The following is an 18895-nucleotide window of genomic DNA, read 5'->3' on the forward strand; positions in this document are numbered from 1 at the left end:
TAACACACGAAATGAAACTTAAATTCTTAGTAATTACACTGTTTACCCTTGCAATAGGCTTTGCACAAAATAAGGGTACAGTAACCGGTACCATTACCGACAAAGACATGAACAACGAGACGTTGCCATTTGCCAGTGTAGCCATTAAAGGAACCAACACTGCAACGAATGCCGATGAGAACGGAGTATACACTTTAAGCGTACCCGAAGGAACACACACGCTTGTTTTTGCATTTTTAGGTTATGAAACGATAGAAGTGCCTTTAAGCATTAAAGCAGGTGAAACAAAAACAATAAACCAAATATTAAAATCTACCAGCGTACAGCTGCAGGATGTAGTGATAGAAAAAACAGTAAGTCGCCAAAAAGAAAGCGCCCTGTTACTGGAGCAGCAAAATGCGGTAGAGATAAAACAGAACATTGGTGCACAGGAACTATCCCGTAAAGGTGTTACCGATGTGGCCGGAGCCGTGGCTAAAACCAGCGGTGTAACAAAACAGGAAGGCAGTGGTAATATTTATGTACGTGGCCTTGGCGACCGTTACAACTCTACTACCATGAACGGCCTGCCTATACCTTCTAACAACGTTGATAAGAAAAACATTGCCCTTGATATATTTCCTACGCAAATTGTAGAATATGTATCTATAGATAAAGTATACCAAAGCAGGATGTATGGCGATTATGCCGGTGGTAACGTAGATATTGTATCTAAAGATTATAAAGGAAATGGCTTTTTAAGGATAGATATAGGATCTTCGGTTAACACCAATGCAGTTAAAGAAGACAACTTTAGGTTATCAAGCGCACCGGGTGCTTTTGGTTTTACAAACATTAACAAACCGGCTAACCCACTTACATCATACAACTACCAAAGCCTTAATTTAGATAAAAAAGCTCCTTATGCAGGCTCTATAGCGGTATCGGGTGGCGACAGCTACGATCTTGGCGGTGAAAGCAGGTTAAACTTTTTTGCTACCGCAGCTTTTGGCAATGAGTATTTATCTATTACAGATGGTAAATCTTACGGTGATATAAACGGCCTTGGTGTAGCCAGCAAGCGTTACGATTCTTACGAATCATTTAACTATGGTACCAACACCACAGGTATGGCTAATATTGGCTATAAAATTAATAACAGGAATAAAGTTAGCTTTAACTCTTTATTCATCAACACATCAAGCAACAGGACCGATGAGTACCGTGGTTATGCGGCTGACTTTGCAGAAGATGGAAATGGTTTTGTAAGAAGGACAAGGTACCAAAAAACCAACCTTTTTATCAACCAATTACTTGGTGAGCATAAATTTGGCGAAAGAATGCAACTTAACTGGGGTGTTTCTTACAATATTGTAGACGACGTTATGCCGGACAGGACCCAGAATAAAATGAAAGAGGCTTTTGATGCACAGGGTAATTCTTTAGGTTACACCATCACATCTATATCTGCTGCAGATAACCACCGTTATTTCCAGGACCTTACAGAGAATGAAGTAGCAGGCCTTGTTAGCCTTGATTACAAATTTAGCAAAGGGGATGACGATGATTATAAAGGTAAGCTTACCGTAGGTTACAACGGCAGGATGAAAAAACGTGAGCTTGAGGCTATACAATACAACCTAAAAACAGTTAGCAGCCCGGTATCGCACCTTGGCGATATTGTAGACCCTAACAACCTTGATTCTTTTTACAATCAGCAAAACTTTAGCAACAACTTTTTTACCATCAGTACGCTTAGAGGAAACTCTCAGGTGCCTATAGCATTAGACCCTCAATATTATAATGGTGATCTTGATATCCACGCCGGTTTAGTAAGTGCAGAGTACAAGTTTAACCCTAAACTTACAGCTGTAGTTGGTTTCCGTGCAGAGATGCTAACCCAAAAAGTTGATTGGGATACCTACCTTAACGGTAAGGGTGATGCTAAACTTGATAAAACAGCAATACTGCCAAACGTTGTGCTTAAATATGCATTGAACGACAAGCAAAACCTTCGTTTTGCAGCAAGTAAAACCTATACCCTGCCACAGTTTAAAGAAACGGTTCCGTTTGTATACGAAGAGGTAACACAGGTATACTTTGGTAACAAAGATCTTTATGAGTCGGATAACTACAACGTAGATATTAAATGGGAGCTATTCCCTAAGGCAGATGAGCTAATATCGTTTACTGCTTTTGGTAAATACATTAAAAATCCAATGAACGAGGTAATCGTAGCTTCATCTACAAACGACATCTCTTACATCAATACAGGAGATAAAGGAACTGTAATAGGTGGTGAGGCCGAAGTACGTAAAGTAATATTTAGCACCGGGGAAGAAAACGCAAGAAAACTAACAGCCGGCGCTAACGTATCGTACCTGCACACTACCCAGGACCTTGATGCTGAAAAAGTACGTAACGAAAACGACCTTGAGGTAGACTTTACACATACTAAAAGTGCATTCTCAGGAGCTTCAGACTGGTTAGTAAATGCCGACCTTTCGTACTTATTTGAGTGGAACGAAAAAGCAAGCAACATTAGCACCACTTTAGCTTACAACTATTTTTCTGACAGGATATTCTCTATCGGTACAAGTGGCCGTGGCGACCTTGTAGACAAAGCAGTAGGTACACTTGATTTTATTGCGAAATCTAAGCTTAACGAAAACCTTGGCCTTAGCTTTACTGCAAGAAACCTGCTTAACCCTAACATAGAGCGTGTACAGGAAAACACAGGTGGCGATGTAGTGGCACAAAACTATAAAAAAGGTTTATTCTTTGGCCTGAGCCTTAACTACCAGTTTTAAAAACACGATAAAATACCTTAAAGGGCTGCCCAATGGCAGCCTTTTATTATTTAGCCCATTTTTGGTAACGTAAACTTTACACACTGTTGCAGTTAACTTAATTAAACCGTGACACACGCTTAACACAAAAAAAGAATTACTGCGGCATCTTTGCAGTACAAAAATTAAACATTTAAAATTTTTAAAACACGTATGAAAACAACACTTAGACAACTACTTGCAATTGCCGTTCTTACTACTGCATTTACAGGATGTTCTGATGACGACAAAGAAACTGCACCATCTTCATCTTTTACATTAGTTCCTTCGGCTTTCCAGGGAGATATTAATGATGGTGAAGTAGTACTTGATTCAGATGAGACTTATAAACTTACAGGTAAAGTTATAGTACACAATGGTGCTACACTTACAATACCTGCAGGTACTGTTATAGAAGGTGTAGGCGGTACTGCTTCTTACATTGCTGTAGAACAAGGTGGAAAAATCAACATTAACGGTACAGCAGCAGATCCTGTTACTATGACAAGTGGCCTTGCTACTAAAACTGCCGGTGACTGGGGTGGATTAGTAATTTGCGGTAAAGCTCCTATAAACAGGGTAAGCGGTGGCGCATCTACAGCTCAGGCTGAAGTTTCAGACCTTACTTACGGTGGTAACGTTGCTAATGATAACTCTGGCTCTATTAGCTACCTTGTTATAGAGTATGCTGGTGCTGCTTATAACAGCGAAAAAGAATTTAACGGCCTTTCTTTATTTGGTGTAGGTTCTGGTACTACTATCCAGTACGTTGAATCTTATCATGGTGCTGATGATGGTTTCGAATTTTTTGGCGGAACTGTAAATACATCTAACCTTATCTCTATTGGTAACGAAGATGACCAATTTGACTGGACTGAAGGCTGGAGTGGTACTAACACTAACTGGTATGGTAAAATTGCTTTTGGTAAAGGTAACCGTGGTATAGAAGCTGATAACTATGAGTTTGGTTATGCTAACACACCACTTTCTAACCCTACTATTACAAACCTTACACTTGTAGGCCCGGGCAGTACTGCAGATGCTACAACTTATGCAGAAAACAACGGCCTAAAACTAAGAAGAGGTACTAAAGGTATCTTTACAAACGTAGTTCTTAGCGCTTGGAAAGAAGGTTTTAACGTAGAAAACGACGAAACTATAGCTAACGTTACAAGTGGTGCATTAAAAGCAACTCAGGTTAACTTTATCTCTGATGTAGCTTCTAAAGCTAAAGGTAAAACTACTGCTGGTGCAAGTGCCGATGTAAACGGTGTTTATACTGAGTCTGGTTCTGCTACAGGAGCTGGTTCTGGTGTTGCACAACCAACTTGGGCAAACAGCTGGACTGTAGGTTTCTAATCTATAGCTAAAAAAATAAGCTTTATATCTTTATACCCCTCTTAAAAAGAGGGGTATTTTTTTACACCTAAATGTTAAAAAGCCAGATAAAACAGGGCATTTTTTCGCCTGTTTTTAAGGGCAAATTCAGGCTCTCCGATTGTGTTAAAAAAGCACCGTAACCTCCTAACCGTCAGTGTGAAATATTTATGAAATATTATTGTTTTTCTTCACATATTTTTTGGTACGGTATTTGAAATATATTTCATACCTTTACACCGTAAATCACCAGGAATGAAGAAAAAATACTTTTATATTACCTTACTACTGTTATTCATGTTTTCTTTAGGCGCAGCCGCCCAGGAAAACAGAGCAGTTGGAGCATCTTCTAAAGAAGCGATAGAAGGGCTTAATATATACCCTAATCCGGTAAGTTCTGACAGGGTTTATATTACAACCAAACTATCTCAATCTAAAGAGGTGGAGATCTTTGATGTGCTTGGTAAAAAAATAATCCATGCCACCATAACCGGTAAAGAGCTTAATATATCTGAGCTTACTCCCGGAGTTTACATTATAAAAATTAAAGAAGGCGAAGCCTCTGCTACAAGAAAACTTATTGTAAAGTAATTTACAATTCAACCATATATTTAAAGCACTGCAACAGCGGTGCTTTTTTTATTTGTATTTTTGCCAAAACATTTTTGCTTTGCTTACCCCTACCGATATATTTACAATAGCCTCTAAAAAAGAGTTCGAAAAAACTACCCTAAAAGTTTTTCGACACCAGTACGATAACAATACCGTATACCGTGATTTTTGTGGTTTTTTAGGTAAAGACAAGCATAATGTAAAGTCGGTTAAAGAGATACCTTTCCTGCCCATACAGTTCTTTAAAACCCATGAGGTGGTAAGCAGCCAGGATCCTGTACAGGTAACATTTACCAGCAGCGGCACCACGGGCATGGTTACAAGCCGCCACCTTGTTACCGATACTCATTATTACGACCAGAGCTTTCGCCTGGCGTTCTCACAGTTTTACGGCAACATAGAAGATTACGCCGTTTTAGCCCTCCTACCCTCTTATCTTGAGCGTGAGGGATCATCGCTCATTTATATGGTAGACGACCTTATACAACGCTCTAATAACCCCGATAGCGGCTTTTACCTGCACAACTACGACGAACTTATTACAAAACTGGTTTCCTTAGACAACGCCGGGCAAAACGTGCTGCTGATAGGTGTTACTTATGCCTTATTAGACCTTGTTGAGAAACAGGGCTTCCAACTAAAAAATACCATTATTATGGAAACCGGTGGCATGAAAGGCCGCCGCCGCGAAATGATACGCGAAGAGCTGCACGAGGTGCTTTGCAATGGCTTTGGTGTAAGCAAGATACATTCGGAATATGGGATGACGGAGCTGCTCTCGCAGGCGTATTCGCTTGGCGACGGTATTTTTGAATGCCCACCCTGGATGGATATCCTTGTTCGCGACACCGAAGATGCCCTTACTTATATAGACTATGGCAAAACCGGAGGCATTAACGTTATTGACCTTGCTAACATTAACTCCTGCTCGTTTATTGCCACGCAGGATCTTGGTAAAAAGTACACTAACCAAAGTTTTGAGGTACTGGGCCGCTTTGATAACAGCGATATAAGGGGTTGTAATTTGATGGTTTTATAAAAGATTGCCAGATTTTTGGATTTTTGGATTTTTGGATTTTTGGATTTTTGGATTATTAGAACGTCCCGCAAAACTCAAGGCTCTGTTATTGCGTGGAGGCACGACGAAGCGATCCCATAATTAATCATTTCCCAATTAACAATGATAACTTCTGACTCCCCAAGTGAGATTGCCGCGCTCCGTTGCACTGCGCTCGCAATGACAAATTCTGAAAAATCCGCGCCATTCGCGATTGCGAAGCATCCGCGTCATTCGCGTTCCATTATTCCCTATAAAAAAAGGAGCCGAAGCTCCTTTTACTATTTCACGGTAATCACAAAATATTTCTTTTTACCGAATTGCACTAAGATATACTTACCTAAAACCAGGTCTTTATCAGACAATTTGTAGGCATCGGTAATTTTTTCTTTGTTGATGGCAACGGCGTTAGCAGCCAACGCTTTTCGGGCTTCACCTCTCGATGGGAATATCTTGGTAACATCAGCCAGCATCTCAATAACATCGGTATCGCTGTTTAATTGCTCCGGCGTAATTTCGGCATGGAAAAACTCTCCAAAAATATCAGTAAAGAAATCGTCGCTCACAGCATTAAGCTGCTCATAGTTATAGTTAGAAAACACAAACTCAGAGCGTTTAATAGCCTCTTCCAAATCTTCTTTAGAGTGCACAAAAGTGGTAACCTCTTCGGCCAGCCTTTTTTGCAACACCCTTAAATGCGGCGCCTGTTGGTGCTCTGCAATAACAGCCTCAACTTCGGCCTGGGTAAGGAACGTGAATATCTTAATATACTTCTCGGCATCTACATCTGTAGTGTTTACCCAAAACTGGTAAAATTTGTATACCGATGTTTTATCAGCGGTAAGCCAAACGTTTCCACCTTCTGATTTACCAAATTTAGAACCATCCGCCTTGGTAATAAGCGGGCAGGTCATGGCGTAGGCTTTCGCCGCTTCATCATTCATCCTGCGCACCAGCTCAGTACCCGTGGTAATGTTACCCCACTGATCGCTGCCGCCCAGTTGCAGCATGCAGTTATGCGTTTTATGTAAATGGTAAAAATCGTAGCCCTGTATTAGCTGGTAGGTAAACTCGGTAAACGACATACCAGATCCTGCCTCGCCTGTAAGGCGTTTTTTAACCGAATCCTTTGCCATCATGTAGTTCACGGTAATACGCTTGCCCACATCGCGCACAAAACCTATGAATGAAAATTCTTTCATCCAATCGTAGTTGTTCACTAAAATTGGCGCGTTCGCTTCGGTTGAATTAAAATCAAGGTAACGCGACAGTAATGCTTTAATGCCATTTACATTCTTGTTTAGTGTAGCTTCATCAAGCAGGTTACGCTCATCGCTTTTACCCGATGGGTCGCCTATCATACCCGTAGCACCGCCTACAAGCGCTATAGGCCTGTGGCCGTGGTTGTGTAAGTGAACCAATATAATAATAGGCACAAGGCTGCCAATATGCAGGGAGTCAGATGTTGGGTCGAAGCCTATATAGGCCGTAGTCATTTCCTTAAGCAGTTGTTCTTCGGTTCCCGGCATTATATCGTGCACCATGCCACGCCACTGTAATTCGGCTACAAAATTCTTCATGTCAAAAATTTAATTCGGTGCAAAAATACAATTTGTAATAATATATCCGAACAAATGTTCGGTTAAAGAATAGGTCCCCATCTTTGTTTAAAGCTGTTGCGCGTTTGTAAAGACAAGTCAGCATAATACCTTTTTAAATTTTACCACAAAGACACAAGGCGTAAATCACAAAGCGCACAGGGAATATCCTGCTTTACAAGCACACAAAAAGACAACTTTGTTGTCTTACAAAGCACACAAGGCTTAATGGAAATAGATTTCGGCATCAAATCACTCCAGCCTTGTGTGCTTCTGCCTTTAGGCGGTTGTCTTTGAGGACTTAGTGCATTACAAGCTACTATTGCTTTGTGCCTTTGTGGTAAAAATTAAATATGCATATAGAAGGTTACTCTTTATGTTGAGGCATTTTTGCTACATTTGTATCTATGATTTTAGTTACCGGAGGTACAGGTTTAGTAGGCGCACATTTGCTGCTCAGGCTTACTGAGGGCACTACTGCCATTAGGGCGCTGTACCGCAACCCTGCCAACCTTAAAAAAACAAAAGACCTTTTTGCCCATTACGGCAAACAAGCCTTTTTTGATACTATTGATTGGGTACAGGGCGACATTACCGATATCCCATCGCTGGAACCTGCATTCATCGGCGTGAGCCACGTATACCACTGTGCGGCAGCCATAACTTTTGACCCAAGTAAAGAAGACCTGTTACGGAAAGTAAATATTGAAGGTACTGCCAACATGGTAAACTGCGCGTTAGATTTTGGGGTAAAAAAGTTTTGCCACGTTAGCTCTATAGCTGCTCTTGGCGATACCTTACAACCGGGCGAAACCATTACAGAGGCTACCGAATGGAACCCTGAACGCAGCCATAACGATTATGCCATTAGTAAATATGGCGCCGAGATGGAAGTGTGGCGTGCCTGGCAGGAGGGCCTTAGCGTGGTGGTGGTAAATCCTGGGGTTATTTTTGGCTACGGGTTTTGGGACCAGGGCAGCGGCGCTATTTTGCGCGCTGTTAACCGCGGTCAGTATTTTTACACACTGGGCAGTTGCGGTTTTGTAGCGGTTGAGGATGTTACCAATATTATGGTACAGCTTATGGATAGTGAACTATCGGGTGAGAAATTTACTGTGGTTGCAGAGAACCTTACCTATAAAGAATTGCTGGATATTGTTGCCGACGGACTGCATAAAAAGCGCCCCTCTTTACATGCCACAAAGCTCTTAACCTCTATAGCCTGGCGTATGGACTGGCTTATAAGCAAATTGCTGATGCGTAAACGCATGCTTACCCGCCACATGGCACAGTCTGCCCACGCAACAGATGTTTATGACAGTAGTAAGGTTACTAAAGCCTTAAATTATAAATTTACTGATTTAAAGGCTTATCTGCACGCACTTTGCGCCTCATACGCATAACCTGGCGTATGCTATCTAACCGCGCTTGTTTTTGCTCTAACGTTTCTTCGCCGCTTACCGGCTGTGGTGTAATAGCAGGAGCAGCAGAAACTGCTTTACCATCCTTGGTTTTAGAAGGTTTTTTAGGCGAAAGCGCCTCCTTATTTTTCTGAAGTTTATCAACTACCTTTTTTTGTATTTTTTGATACTCCTCAAGGTTTGAGGCGTAATACAAATGGTTTTGTGCAAACGTAAGGCTATCGATCTTATACTTTTTGTAAATGTAAGTTTGGGGGTTTACATTATTATCTGATAAAGAGTTTGGTGTAAACGATTTTATAGCCTGCAATAATGATATATCATACAAAATATCTACCATTTCGCCTTCTTTAAGCAAATGGTCGGGCTTGGGTGCGGTTTCGTCGCCGCAACCCACTGCCACAAGTGCCAATAATAGTATGTATACCAGTTTTTTCATTATTCCCTGTCAAATAACAGCCTTTCGCCACAGCGAATGTCTTTTACCTTAAAGTTGTTGTATACCAGTTGCCCGTTTACAAACGTATGGCTTATCCTTGATTTAAAGTTGGTACCTTCAAACGGAGACCAGCCACATTTGTATAAAATATTTTCTTTTTTAACATTCCACGGTAATCCCGGGTTTACGATAACAAGATCGGCATAATACCCCTCACGGATAAATCCGCGTTTTTCAACCTTGAATATCTTGGCCGGGTTGTGGGCCATTTTCTCAACTATTTTTTCTACCGAAATTTTCTTTTGATGGTATGCCTCAAACATTGCCACAACAGCGTGCTGAACCAGCGGCCCACCTGAAGGTGATGATGTGTACGGATTCTTTTTTTCCTCTAAGGTATGAGGGGCATGATCTGTAGCTACAACATCAATCCTGTCATCTAAAAGGGCTTTCCAAAGGGCATCCTTATCGGCAGCAGTTTTAACAGCCGGGTTCCATTTAATAAGTGCTCCTTTTTTCTCGTAATCGGCATCGGTAAACCAAAGGTGGTGTATACACACTTCGGCAGTGATCTTTTTATCTTCTAACGGAATCTTGTTGGTGAACAACTCAGTTTCCCTGGCCGTTGACACGTGGAAAACGTGAAGCCTTGCTCCTGTTTTCTTAGCAAGCTCAATGGCGCGGGATGATGATATATAACATGCCTCTGCACTCCTGATTTCCGGGTGGAATTTTACGGGGATATCATCGCCGTATTCTTCCATGTACTTGGCAAGGTTAAGGCGTATGGTAGCCTCGTCTTCGCAGTGTACAGCAATAAGCATTTTTGTACTGCTGAATATTTTTTCGAGCACGGCCTCGTCATCCACAAGCATGTTACCTGTAGAAGAACCCAGGAACAACTTAATACCCGCCACATTTTTAGGGTTGGTTTTAAGTACCTCCTCAAGGTTATCGTTAGTGCCGCCCATCATAAATGAGTAGTTGGCATAACTCGACTGTGATGCTATCTCATATTTTTGCTCTAACAGCTCCTGCGTTACCGCGTTAGGAATGGTGTTAGGCTGCTCTATGAACGAAGTTATACCACCGGCCACGGCAGCGCGCGATTCGGTCTCTATAGTACCCTTGTGGGTAAGGCCCGGCTCACGAAAGTGCACCTGGTCATCTATAGCGCCGGGAATAAGGAAACTCCCTTCGGCATCAATAATTTTAACGTCGCCCGTTTTGGGGCTAATCTTTTCGGCAATTTCCTTAATAAATTTATCCTCTATAAAAAGATCGCCTTCAAAAATTGTCCCTTCGTTTACAATCCTGGCATTCTTTATCAGTATCCTGTTCATTATAATTTTATAGTCGGTTCAGCATTTTTTTTATCCGCAGCCTTATTACGCCGGTTATGGCTTCTTTAATAATGGCATTGCTCATTTTAGATTCTCCTTTTGTCCTGTCGGTAAAAATTATGGGTACTTCCACAATATTAAAGCCGTTAACAAAGGTTCTGTATTTCATTTCTATCTGAAAAGCATATCCCACAAACTTAATACGGTCCAGGTTTACACTCTCCAGCACTTTGCGTTTATAGCATATAAAGCCCGCGGTGGCATCTTTAATTTGCATGCCGGTTATCATTTTAACGTAAACCGATGCATAATAGGATAGCAGCACCCTGCTTAATGGCCAGTTTACCACATTTACACCGTTGCTGTAGCGCGACCCTATGGCCATATCGGCACCTTTAACGCAGGCAGCATATAGTTTTTCAAGATCCTGAGGGTTATGCGAAAAATCAGCATCCATCTCAAAAATATACTCATATTTACGGTGTATGGCCCATTTAAACCCGTGTACGTAGGCGGTACCTAACCCCGCTTTGCCCGGCCTGACTTCAAGAAAAAGCCTGTCTGGATACTCCTGTTGCAGTTCGCGCACTTTAGCGGCGGTGCCATCGGGCGAGTTGTCGTCTACAATCAGCACATCAAACGGAATTGTGAGCGCAAAAACAGCCCTTATAACAGTCTCAATATTTTCAATCTCGTTGTATGTAGGGATAATTACAACTCCTTCACTCATGTGATACGCAAATTTTGTGCAAAAGTAAGGTATTTCTAATTGTATAAAACATAATTAAACCATAATTAAACAATCCATCTTTAAAAAATACTAATTTTGCATCTATGAACGACCTGGTTTTTAACGAGCGTATTATTGGCAGCAAAGACTGGGCAACCTTCTTGTTTATATTTTGCTTTGCCGTGGTTGCCATTAACCGATCGGTCTTTGAGGCGCGATTTGCCGAGTTTATAAAACTGGCCTACTCTAACAAATATACCAAGATTTATAAAGACAGCAGCAACCTGCTAAGCTGGTTTACCATATCGTTCTTTGTGGTGCAGGTAATATCTTTTGCCTTTATACTGCAATTTGTACTCTGCCACTTTGATGAAGGCCACTTTAAAGAACAGGATAAAACCAGCTGGATACTGTTTATACAGCTCTTTACCCTTATTGCCTTTTTTATCCTGGCAAAATACCTTGTAGAAAAAATTATTGCCACCTCGTTTAGTATAGAAGAGTTTAACGAGCAGTTTAACCTTCAAAAAGTAAATTACCGCACCTACATAGGGTTGCTGCTTTTACCCATAAACGTTATCCTGTTTTACAACAATGGCCTGCACAGTATTGTATTGTACGCAATTTTAGCCCTTGTTGCGGGTACAAGCGTAATTTCATACATGGTTTCATTAAGAAATTATCAAAATTTGATACTTGGCAAATTGTTCTATTTTATTTTGTATCTTTGCGCTCTTGAAATAGCACCCTATTATTTCATGTATTATTGGTTTACAAACGGTTAGTAAAAGACATTTTTTATATATGAAAGTGAAAACAATTTTGGTTTCGCAGCCGGAGCCTAAAGTAGAAAATTCACCATACTTTGAAATTCAGCATAAGCTTAAAGTAAAAGTAGATTTCAGGCCATTTATCCATGTTGAGGGTGTAAGCGCTAAAGATGTGAGGGCTCAGAAAATTGACCTGAACAACTTTACAGCCATTATACTTACCAGCAAGAACTCTATAGACCACTTTTTTCGCGTAGCCGAAGAAATGCGTTATAAAGTGCCTGAAACACTGAAGTATTTTTGCCAGAGTGAAGCTATAGCTTTTTACCTGCAAAAGTATGTGGTATACCGCAAAAGGAAAATTTATGTAGGCCTTAAAGACTTTGCAGACCTTTCGCCACTGATTAAAAAGTACAAGGATGAGAAGTTTTTGCTTCCGTCGTCAGACCAGCTTAATGATGATGTGCCTACCGTACTTAACAACCTTAAGGTTGCCTGGACACCGGGAACTTTTTACAGAACGGTTATGAGCGACCTTACCGACCTTAAAGACGTTTATTATGACGTTTTAGCTTTTTTTAGCCCAACAGGTATAAAATCGTTGTTTAAGAACTTTCCTGATTTTAAACAAAACGATACCCGTATTGCGGTTTTTGGAAGCACCACCCAAAAAGAAGCCCTGGAGCACGGCCTGCGCATAGATATTATGGCACCTGCACCCGGCACCCCGAGTATGACAATGGCATTAGAAAAATATATAACAGAAGCTAATAAGGGAAAATAACTACTTTATTTTTTTGTACAATTTACAAAGCTACCTCTTTACAGGGGTAGCTTTTTTTGTTTTGTGATGGAACACGGATGACACGATGACACGGATGCAGGCAATCGCGGATTTACACGGATTTTTTTTGCATATATTTTAATACTTTATTGCAATTGTGTCATTCCTGTAGGTTACTTAATTTGGTAATGACAGCACTTGAAAAAATCTGTAAAAATCTCTGCATGTACAATTCGTGCAGGCATGAATACTTGCATCCGCATCAGCCGCATTGCATTATTTCAATTTCAAAATCCAAAAGTGAAATATTAAGCAAAAAGATACGGATAAGAAAGATTTTACCTACAATAAACATGCATTTTGATGCGATTAAATACCGTTTCAAAATCCAAAAGTGAAATATTAGGCATAAAAAAGCCCCTTGCGGGGCTTTATACTGTCAACTAACAACCTAAAACTGTTAACTATTTACGAAGCTGTTTTAAGCCTTTTAAGTAATGTACGGTTAAGATGGTGGTCTACATACTCCTTATCGATATCTAAGATACGCTCTTCAGATCCCGGTAATTCGTACATGGCCTCAGTAAGGATTGCTTCGCAAAGCGAACGTAATCCCCTGGCACCCAGTTTGTATTCTAATGCTTTATCTACAATGTAATCAAGTGCATCATCGGTAATAGACAGTTCTACATCATCCATTGCGAACAGTTTTTTATACTGTTTTACCAATGCATTTTTAGGCTCGGTAAGGATAGCACGAAGCGTATCACGGTCTAACGGGTCCATATGGGTAAGCACCGGCATACGGCCAATTATCTCCGGAATCAGCCCAAAATCCTTGATATCCTTAGGGATAATGTACTGTAACAGGTTGTCTTTGTCGATGTTATCTACATTTCTTGAGGTGCTGTACCCTACTGCCTGGCGGTTAAGCCTTTTAGATATGATGCGCTCTATACCATCAAAAGCGCCACCTGCAATAAACAGGATGTTTTGGGTATTAACCTCAATAAACTTCTGGTCCGGGTGCTTACGCCCACCCTTAGGCGGAACGTTAACTACCGTACCCTCAAGCAGTTTAAGCAACGCCTGCTGTACACCTTCGCCACTTACATCACGGGTTATAGACGGGTTATCGCTCTTACGGGCAATTTTATCAATTTCATCTATAAAAACGATACCGCGTTCTGCCTTAGCAACATCATAATCAGCTACTTGCAGCAAACGGGTAAGGATACTCTCTACGTCTTCGCCTACGTAACCGGCTTCGGTAAGTACCGTAGCATCTACTATGGCAAGTGGAACGTTAAGCATTTTGGCTATAGTTTTAGCAACCAGCGTTTTACCTGTACCGGTTTGACCCGCCATAAGTATGTTGCTTTTTTCTATCTCTACATCATCGTCGCTTTTTTGTTGGGTTAACCTCTTGTAGTGGTTGTATACCGCAACCGAAAGCACCTTTTTGGTCTGGTCCTGCCCAATAACATACTGATCTAAAAACGCCCTGATTTCTTTAGGCTTTTTAAGGTCAAGCTCTCCTGCAAGCGAGCTTTGCCCACTTTGCTTAAGCTCCTCAAGCACAATGCCATGAGCCTGCTCAATACAGCGGTCGCAAATGTGCGCGCTAATGCCCGCAATTAATAAATTGGTTTCCGGCTTTTTCCTGCCGCAAAAAGAACACTCTAATACTTCTTTTGCCATCTCATTATCTTGTTATACAGTAACAGGGACGCTTAAACCACACCCCTGTTACCTATAACTCTTATTTTAAATATTTATTCTCTAATAAGTACTTCATCAATCATTCCGTACTCTTTAGCCTCAGGGGCTTTCATCCAGTAGTCACGCTCGCTGTCTTTATGAACTTTATCAAAAGTCTGTCCGCTGTGTTTCGATATAATGGCATAAAGCTCTTCTTTAAGCTTAAGCATTTCACGAAGGTTAATTTCCATATCTGTAGCAACACCCTGTGCACCGCCCGATGGCTGGTGAATCATAACCCTGCTGTGTGGCAAGGCAGAACGTTTGCCCGCAGCACCTGCACAAAGCAATACAGCGCCCATAGAGGCTGCCATACCCGTACATATAGTAGCTACATCGGGCTTAATGTACTGCATGGTATCATACATACCTAAACCAGCGTAAACGCTGCCGCCCGGAGAGTTAATATATATCTGGATGTCTTTAGAGGCATCTGTACTCTCAAGGAATAATAACTGTGCCTGTACAATGTTTGCCACCTGGTCGTCTATACCGGTACCAAGAAAAATGATCCTGTCCATCATTAGGCGCGAAAACACGTCTATCTGGGCAACATTCATCTGGCGCTCTTCCATAATGTATGGGGTAAGCCCGGTTGGCGTTACACGGTTTACAAGTTTATCGTAATATAGGTTATTAACGCCATGGTGTTTTGTGGCGTATTTTTTAAATTCTTTACCGAAATCCATAGTCTTTTTAAAATTTTAGTTTGTTATAAAACGCAATCAAAAAACGTCAGGCAAATACGGCCTGACGTTCAAATATAATCATTTTTAAGGATTATTCTCCGTACATTTCTTTGATGAAGTCCTGGTAAGTAACCTCTTTTGTTTCGTGGGCTACTTTTTCTTTATACAGGTTAAGCATTTTTTCGCTCATTACCTGCTCAGAAAGTCTTTTAACTTCATCCTGGTTAGACAGTACCCTTGCCACAATTCCATCTACATCCTCATCGGTAGGGTTTAACTGGCCAAATTGCGCCATCTGTTTTTTAATAACATCTGAAGTAAACGCCTTAAGCTCTTCAAAAGTTATCTGAAGGTTGTTTTGCGAAAGCACTTTACCTTCAATTAGTTGGTAACGTAAGCCACCTTCTGATTTTTTGTATTCAGCATCAGCCTGCTCTGCAGTTAAAGGCTCTTTACCGGCCGACTGTATCCATTTAGTAAGGAATTCTGCCGGAAGGTCAAACTTAGTAGTCTCTATAAGCGACTCAGTAACATCATTTAAGAATTTCTGGTCGGCCTGCTGCGCGAACTGCTGCTCTGCATCTTCTTTAATTTTAGCCTTAAGGTCTTCTAAAGATGTAACTACTCCTTCGCCAAACAGCTTATCAAAAAGCTCCTGATTAAGCTCAGCTTTCTCTGTAGTATTTACTTCTTCTATCGTGAAATTAACCTCAATATCAAGCCCGTGTACATCATCATGGCCTACTTTAAGGTAATCCATAAGTTTGTGGTCGTCATCAAAAAGACCTTTAGTAGAAAGTGTAACTACATCGCCCACTTTTTTACCAATGAATTTTTTAGCCGCTTTTTTATCTTTAAAAATATCTAAAGTAATGGTAGCAGGGTTGTTGATGCCTCTTTCTTCGTTGCTAAAAGTACCGGCAATATCATCACCCTCTTCTATAACATCTTTAGGTACTAACTTACCGTATTGTTTTTGTATGCGCTCTACCTGCTCATTAAGCATGGCATCATCGGCTACAATGTTGTAACGCACCACTTTATTTTTAGCGCCAAGGTCTACCGTAAACTCAGGAGCAAGGCCTAATTCAAATTCAAAAGAGTAATCATCTGTATCCCAGTTAAAATCTTCTGTAACTTTAGGCAGTGGGTTACCAAGAATATCAAGCTTTTCTTTAGCAAGGTAGTCGTTAAGGGATTTTTGCAGTAATTTGTTAACCTCATCAAGCAATACGGCTTTACCATACTGTTTGTGGATAAGGCTCATTGGCACTGCGCCTTTCCTAAAACCCGGAATAGAAGCATTTTTCCTGTAATCCTGTAGTATCTTATCTACATTATTTTTGTAATCGTCTTTTGTAATTGCTACTGTTACAACAGCGTTTAATGCATCTACCTGCTCTCTTGTAATATTCATTAGTTCAATTGTTTTTATCCTTAAATTATGGCTGCCAAAATTAAAGTTTTTTTGCAACCCGTACAAGTAATTAAAATATCGGTCACCGATATGCTACAAGGAATAGCAATAACTGTGACAAATTTATTTATCTGACAAACTTGCCACAACCGACTGGCAAAACGACAGGATAAGGCTGAATAAAAGCGCCCTCCAAAAGTCGATTACCTCAAAGCCATCTACCAGTTCGTCGCACAGCATTACAATAATAGCATTGATGACAAGGAGGAACAGACCCAGTGTAAATACTGTTACCGGCAGCGTAAAGAGTACCAAAATGGGCTTTATGAAGATGTTTAGCAAACCCAATACTAAAGCCACAATAAGGGCTGTCATAAAACTATTTACACTGACACCCGGCATAAAATGCGCCAGCAGCAGTACAAATACCGTAGTGAAGAATATATTGATTAGTGTTTTCATTAGATTGATGTTTTATATAAAAATAGAAAAAGCACCGGATATTTCCGATGCTTTACAATTATAATTCAACAAATTAGTTTGTAGGCAACACTGTAGCGCCAGGATAGTAAGCAGGGCTTACCATTGGCAGCTTGGCATTGTATGTTGTATTGATAACTTTAAGTATCTCATTAGCAATCAGCGCATAACCCCTTGCATTAGGGTGCACACCATCTAAAGAGAATAATACTGTGCTTAAAGAAGCCGTGCTAAAGTAATTGGCAGTATAAATTTGTCCATCTTCTACCCTAAGCCCGTCTACAAGCTGGTTTAGTATTGCGTTCATATCGGCAACAGGGACGCCCTTAGAAGCAGCAACCTGCCTGATGGTAACATTAAACCTTGTAGTAGCTGTGTTGATAGCCGAAATTTCGGTTGGTATAAGTACGCTGCCATCCTGTAACGGATAGGTAACACCATATACATTAAACGGTGCCGGTACGCCCGGTGCATTTTTCCCTAAAAGTGAGCTTGCAGGCAGTAGGATCAGGTCGTTAGCAGTTGCCTGCCTGGCCTGGCCGTATAATGCGCCCATAAACGCTGCCTGGTCTGCCGGGTAGCCACCAGCGGTAAATGCTCCTGTTAATTGCACCGAAAGGTTAGGTAGTGTTTCATCTACAATTATTACCGGATTAGGCTCTGTAGCACTTAACAGGTTAAGCCTGCCGCCCTGCCCAAACAGAGTAAGCACCTGTTTCATTGGGCCGTAAAGTTCTGTATTCAACTGCGTAACCACTGCTTCGCCTCCAAGAGCCGCGGTAGTTAGCGGGTTGTACGGAACTGTTGTAAAATAAGGTATTGATGTTACATTTGGTATGGTAGCTACCACACCCTTTGCACCACCCGATGTTAGCGTGGTTACAATAGTGTTATAAGCACTTGCAAAAACGTTAGGGTCGGTTATATCATTTTGGGCATAGGTAGCAGGGTTTATGTTACCATCCTGATCTACACCTGTACCGCCCGCGATAGCATACAGTAACACGTCGTTACTGCCTATCCAGTTGGTAAAGAACGTAGGGTTAAGCGACATAGCATCACCCAACACTGTGGCAGTAGGCGATGTCGCATGGCGCACAAAGTACGGGTTTGCCTGCCCTAAAGCCACACCGGCAACGTTACCGTAGCCCGGCGCCAAAAGGTGATAGGATTTAGCTCCCGGAACCCCCATGTTGTTATATGCTTTTGCCTGTGGCGTAAGCGTAATGGTAGATGCACCTGCAATAGGCTCTGGCCCTCCGGCAGAAGCATCAATCACTAATCTTGTATTAAAGCCCGGTAAACCCATAATACCACCAAGGTTGTTTACGTCTTCTTCATAAGATGGTTGTGTAAATGCACCGCCGCCAACCAATGCAAATTGTTTTGCAAGGATGCTTGGATAAGAGTAGGATTGCCCTACTCTTGACACTGTACCATCCATATAACCGGCAGTTAATGAGTTACCTACAGCTACATAGGTAGTAAAGTTAGCATCACCGGCGCTGTAACTGCCATCGGTTACCTCATTTTCAAATTCAGGTTCGCAGGCTGCAAAACCCGCAGCAAGTATTGCTAAATATATAATTTTATTTTTCATGGAAATTTTT

The 18895-nt window shown here is 41.2% G+C and carries 16 protein-coding genes; 7 read left to right on the forward strand and 9 right to left on the reverse strand.

Annotated elements, in window-relative coordinates:
* Positions 1–11 precede the first annotated feature (11 nt).
* The 4 genes from FMM05_RS19695 (at position 12) to FMM05_RS19710 (ending at position 5835) form a co-directional block, all read left to right on the forward strand.
* On the forward strand, positions 12–2789 hold the full coding sequence (locus FMM05_RS19695; protein ID WP_143375139.1) for a TonB-dependent receptor: 2778 nt from the start codon (positions 12–14) through the stop codon (positions 2787–2789).
* A gap of 192 nt (positions 2790–2981) precedes the next feature.
* Positions 2982–4166, forward strand: coding sequence for a hypothetical protein (locus tag FMM05_RS19700; RefSeq protein WP_143375140.1), 1185 nt, complete (start codon positions 2982–2984; stop codon positions 4164–4166).
* Between the two features lie 273 nt (positions 4167–4439).
* Positions 4440–4775 (forward strand): T9SS type A sorting domain-containing protein, encoded by a 336-nt coding sequence (locus tag FMM05_RS19705; protein WP_143375141.1) that lies wholly within the window; start codon positions 4440–4442, stop codon positions 4773–4775.
* 79 nt (positions 4776–4854) lie between these two features.
* Complete coding sequence (locus FMM05_RS19710) at positions 4855–5835, forward strand: LuxE/PaaK family acyltransferase (RefSeq protein ID WP_143375142.1); 981 nt, start codon at positions 4855–4857, stop codon at positions 5833–5835.
* Positions 5836–6134: 299 nt separating this feature from the next.
* On the opposite strand, the gene tyrS is transcribed toward FMM05_RS19710, so the two are convergent.
* The gene (tyrS, locus tag FMM05_RS19715; RefSeq protein WP_143375143.1) at positions 6135–7433 is read right to left on the reverse strand and encodes a tyrosine--tRNA ligase; all 1299 of its coding nucleotides are present in this window, start codon (positions 7431–7433) and stop codon (positions 6135–6137) included.
* Between the two features lie 425 nt (positions 7434–7858).
* On the opposite strand from tyrS, the gene FMM05_RS19720 reads away from it, so the two are divergent.
* Positions 7859–8854 carry an NAD-dependent epimerase/dehydratase family protein gene (locus tag FMM05_RS19720; protein ID WP_143375144.1) on the forward strand — a complete coding sequence of 332 codons (996 nt, stop codon included), beginning with the start codon at positions 7859–7861 and terminating at the stop codon, positions 8852–8854.
* Here FMM05_RS19720 and FMM05_RS19725 read toward each other — a convergent pair.
* From FMM05_RS19725 to FMM05_RS19735, 3 genes are read right to left on the reverse strand one after another with little or no spacing between them, the layout of a single operon-like run.
* A complete protein-coding gene (locus FMM05_RS19725; protein WP_143375145.1) occupies positions 8805–9311 on the reverse strand; it encodes a DUF4296 domain-containing protein in 507 nt (168 codons plus the stop codon). The two genes, FMM05_RS19720 and FMM05_RS19725, sit on opposite strands and share 50 nt — an antisense overlap.
* Complete coding sequence (locus tag FMM05_RS19730) at positions 9311–10654, reverse strand: dihydroorotase (protein ID WP_143375146.1); 1344 nt, start codon at positions 10652–10654, stop codon at positions 9311–9313. Before FMM05_RS19730 ends, FMM05_RS19725 begins: the two co-directional genes overlap by 1 nt.
* Before the next feature lie 7 nt (positions 10655–10661).
* Positions 10662–11384, reverse strand: coding sequence for a polyprenol monophosphomannose synthase (locus FMM05_RS19735; RefSeq protein WP_143375147.1), 723 nt, complete (start codon positions 11382–11384; stop codon positions 10662–10664).
* Between the two features lie 104 nt (positions 11385–11488).
* Between FMM05_RS19735 and FMM05_RS19740 the strand changes: the two genes are divergently transcribed.
* Together FMM05_RS19740 and FMM05_RS19745 are read left to right on the forward strand one after the other, a co-directional pair.
* Positions 11489–12169 (forward strand): DUF4271 domain-containing protein, encoded by a 681-nt coding sequence (locus FMM05_RS19740; RefSeq protein ID WP_143375148.1) that lies wholly within the window; start codon positions 11489–11491, stop codon positions 12167–12169.
* A gap of 19 nt (positions 12170–12188) precedes the next feature.
* Positions 12189–12938: a uroporphyrinogen-III synthase gene (locus FMM05_RS19745; RefSeq protein ID WP_143375149.1), complete on the forward strand. Its 750-nt coding sequence runs from the start codon at positions 12189–12191 to the stop codon at positions 12936–12938.
* Positions 12939–13406: 468 nt separating this feature from the next.
* On the opposite strand, the gene clpX is transcribed toward FMM05_RS19745, so the two are convergent.
* The 5 genes from clpX to FMM05_RS19770 all read right to left on the reverse strand — a co-directional run bounded on the left by clpX (position 13407) and on the right by FMM05_RS19770 (position 18885).
* Positions 13407–14639, reverse strand: a complete 1233-nt coding sequence (clpX, locus tag FMM05_RS19750) for an ATP-dependent Clp protease ATP-binding subunit ClpX (RefSeq protein WP_143375150.1) — start codon at positions 14637–14639, stop codon at positions 13407–13409.
* A gap of 74 nt (positions 14640–14713) precedes the next feature.
* Positions 14714–15388 carry an ATP-dependent Clp endopeptidase proteolytic subunit ClpP gene (clpP, locus tag FMM05_RS19755; RefSeq protein WP_143375151.1) on the reverse strand — a complete coding sequence of 225 codons (675 nt, stop codon included), beginning with the start codon at positions 15386–15388 and terminating at the stop codon, positions 14714–14716.
* A 91-nt stretch (positions 15389–15479) separates the two neighbouring features.
* The gene (tig, locus tag FMM05_RS19760) at positions 15480–16805 is read right to left on the reverse strand and encodes a trigger factor (RefSeq protein WP_143375152.1); all 1326 of its coding nucleotides are present in this window, start codon (positions 16803–16805) and stop codon (positions 15480–15482) included.
* Between the two features lie 123 nt (positions 16806–16928).
* Complete coding sequence (locus FMM05_RS19765; protein ID WP_143375153.1) at positions 16929–17267, reverse strand: phage holin family protein; 339 nt, start codon at positions 17265–17267, stop codon at positions 16929–16931.
* A gap of 73 nt (positions 17268–17340) precedes the next feature.
* Positions 17341–18885, reverse strand: coding sequence for an SGNH/GDSL hydrolase family protein (locus FMM05_RS19770; RefSeq protein WP_143375154.1), 1545 nt, complete (start codon positions 18883–18885; stop codon positions 17341–17343).
* Positions 18886–18895: the final 10 nt, after the last annotated feature.

It is taken from the genome of Flavobacterium zepuense (assembly GCF_007097145.1).
Taxonomy (GTDB): domain Bacteria; phylum Bacteroidota; class Bacteroidia; order Flavobacteriales; family Flavobacteriaceae; genus Flavobacterium; species Flavobacterium zepuense.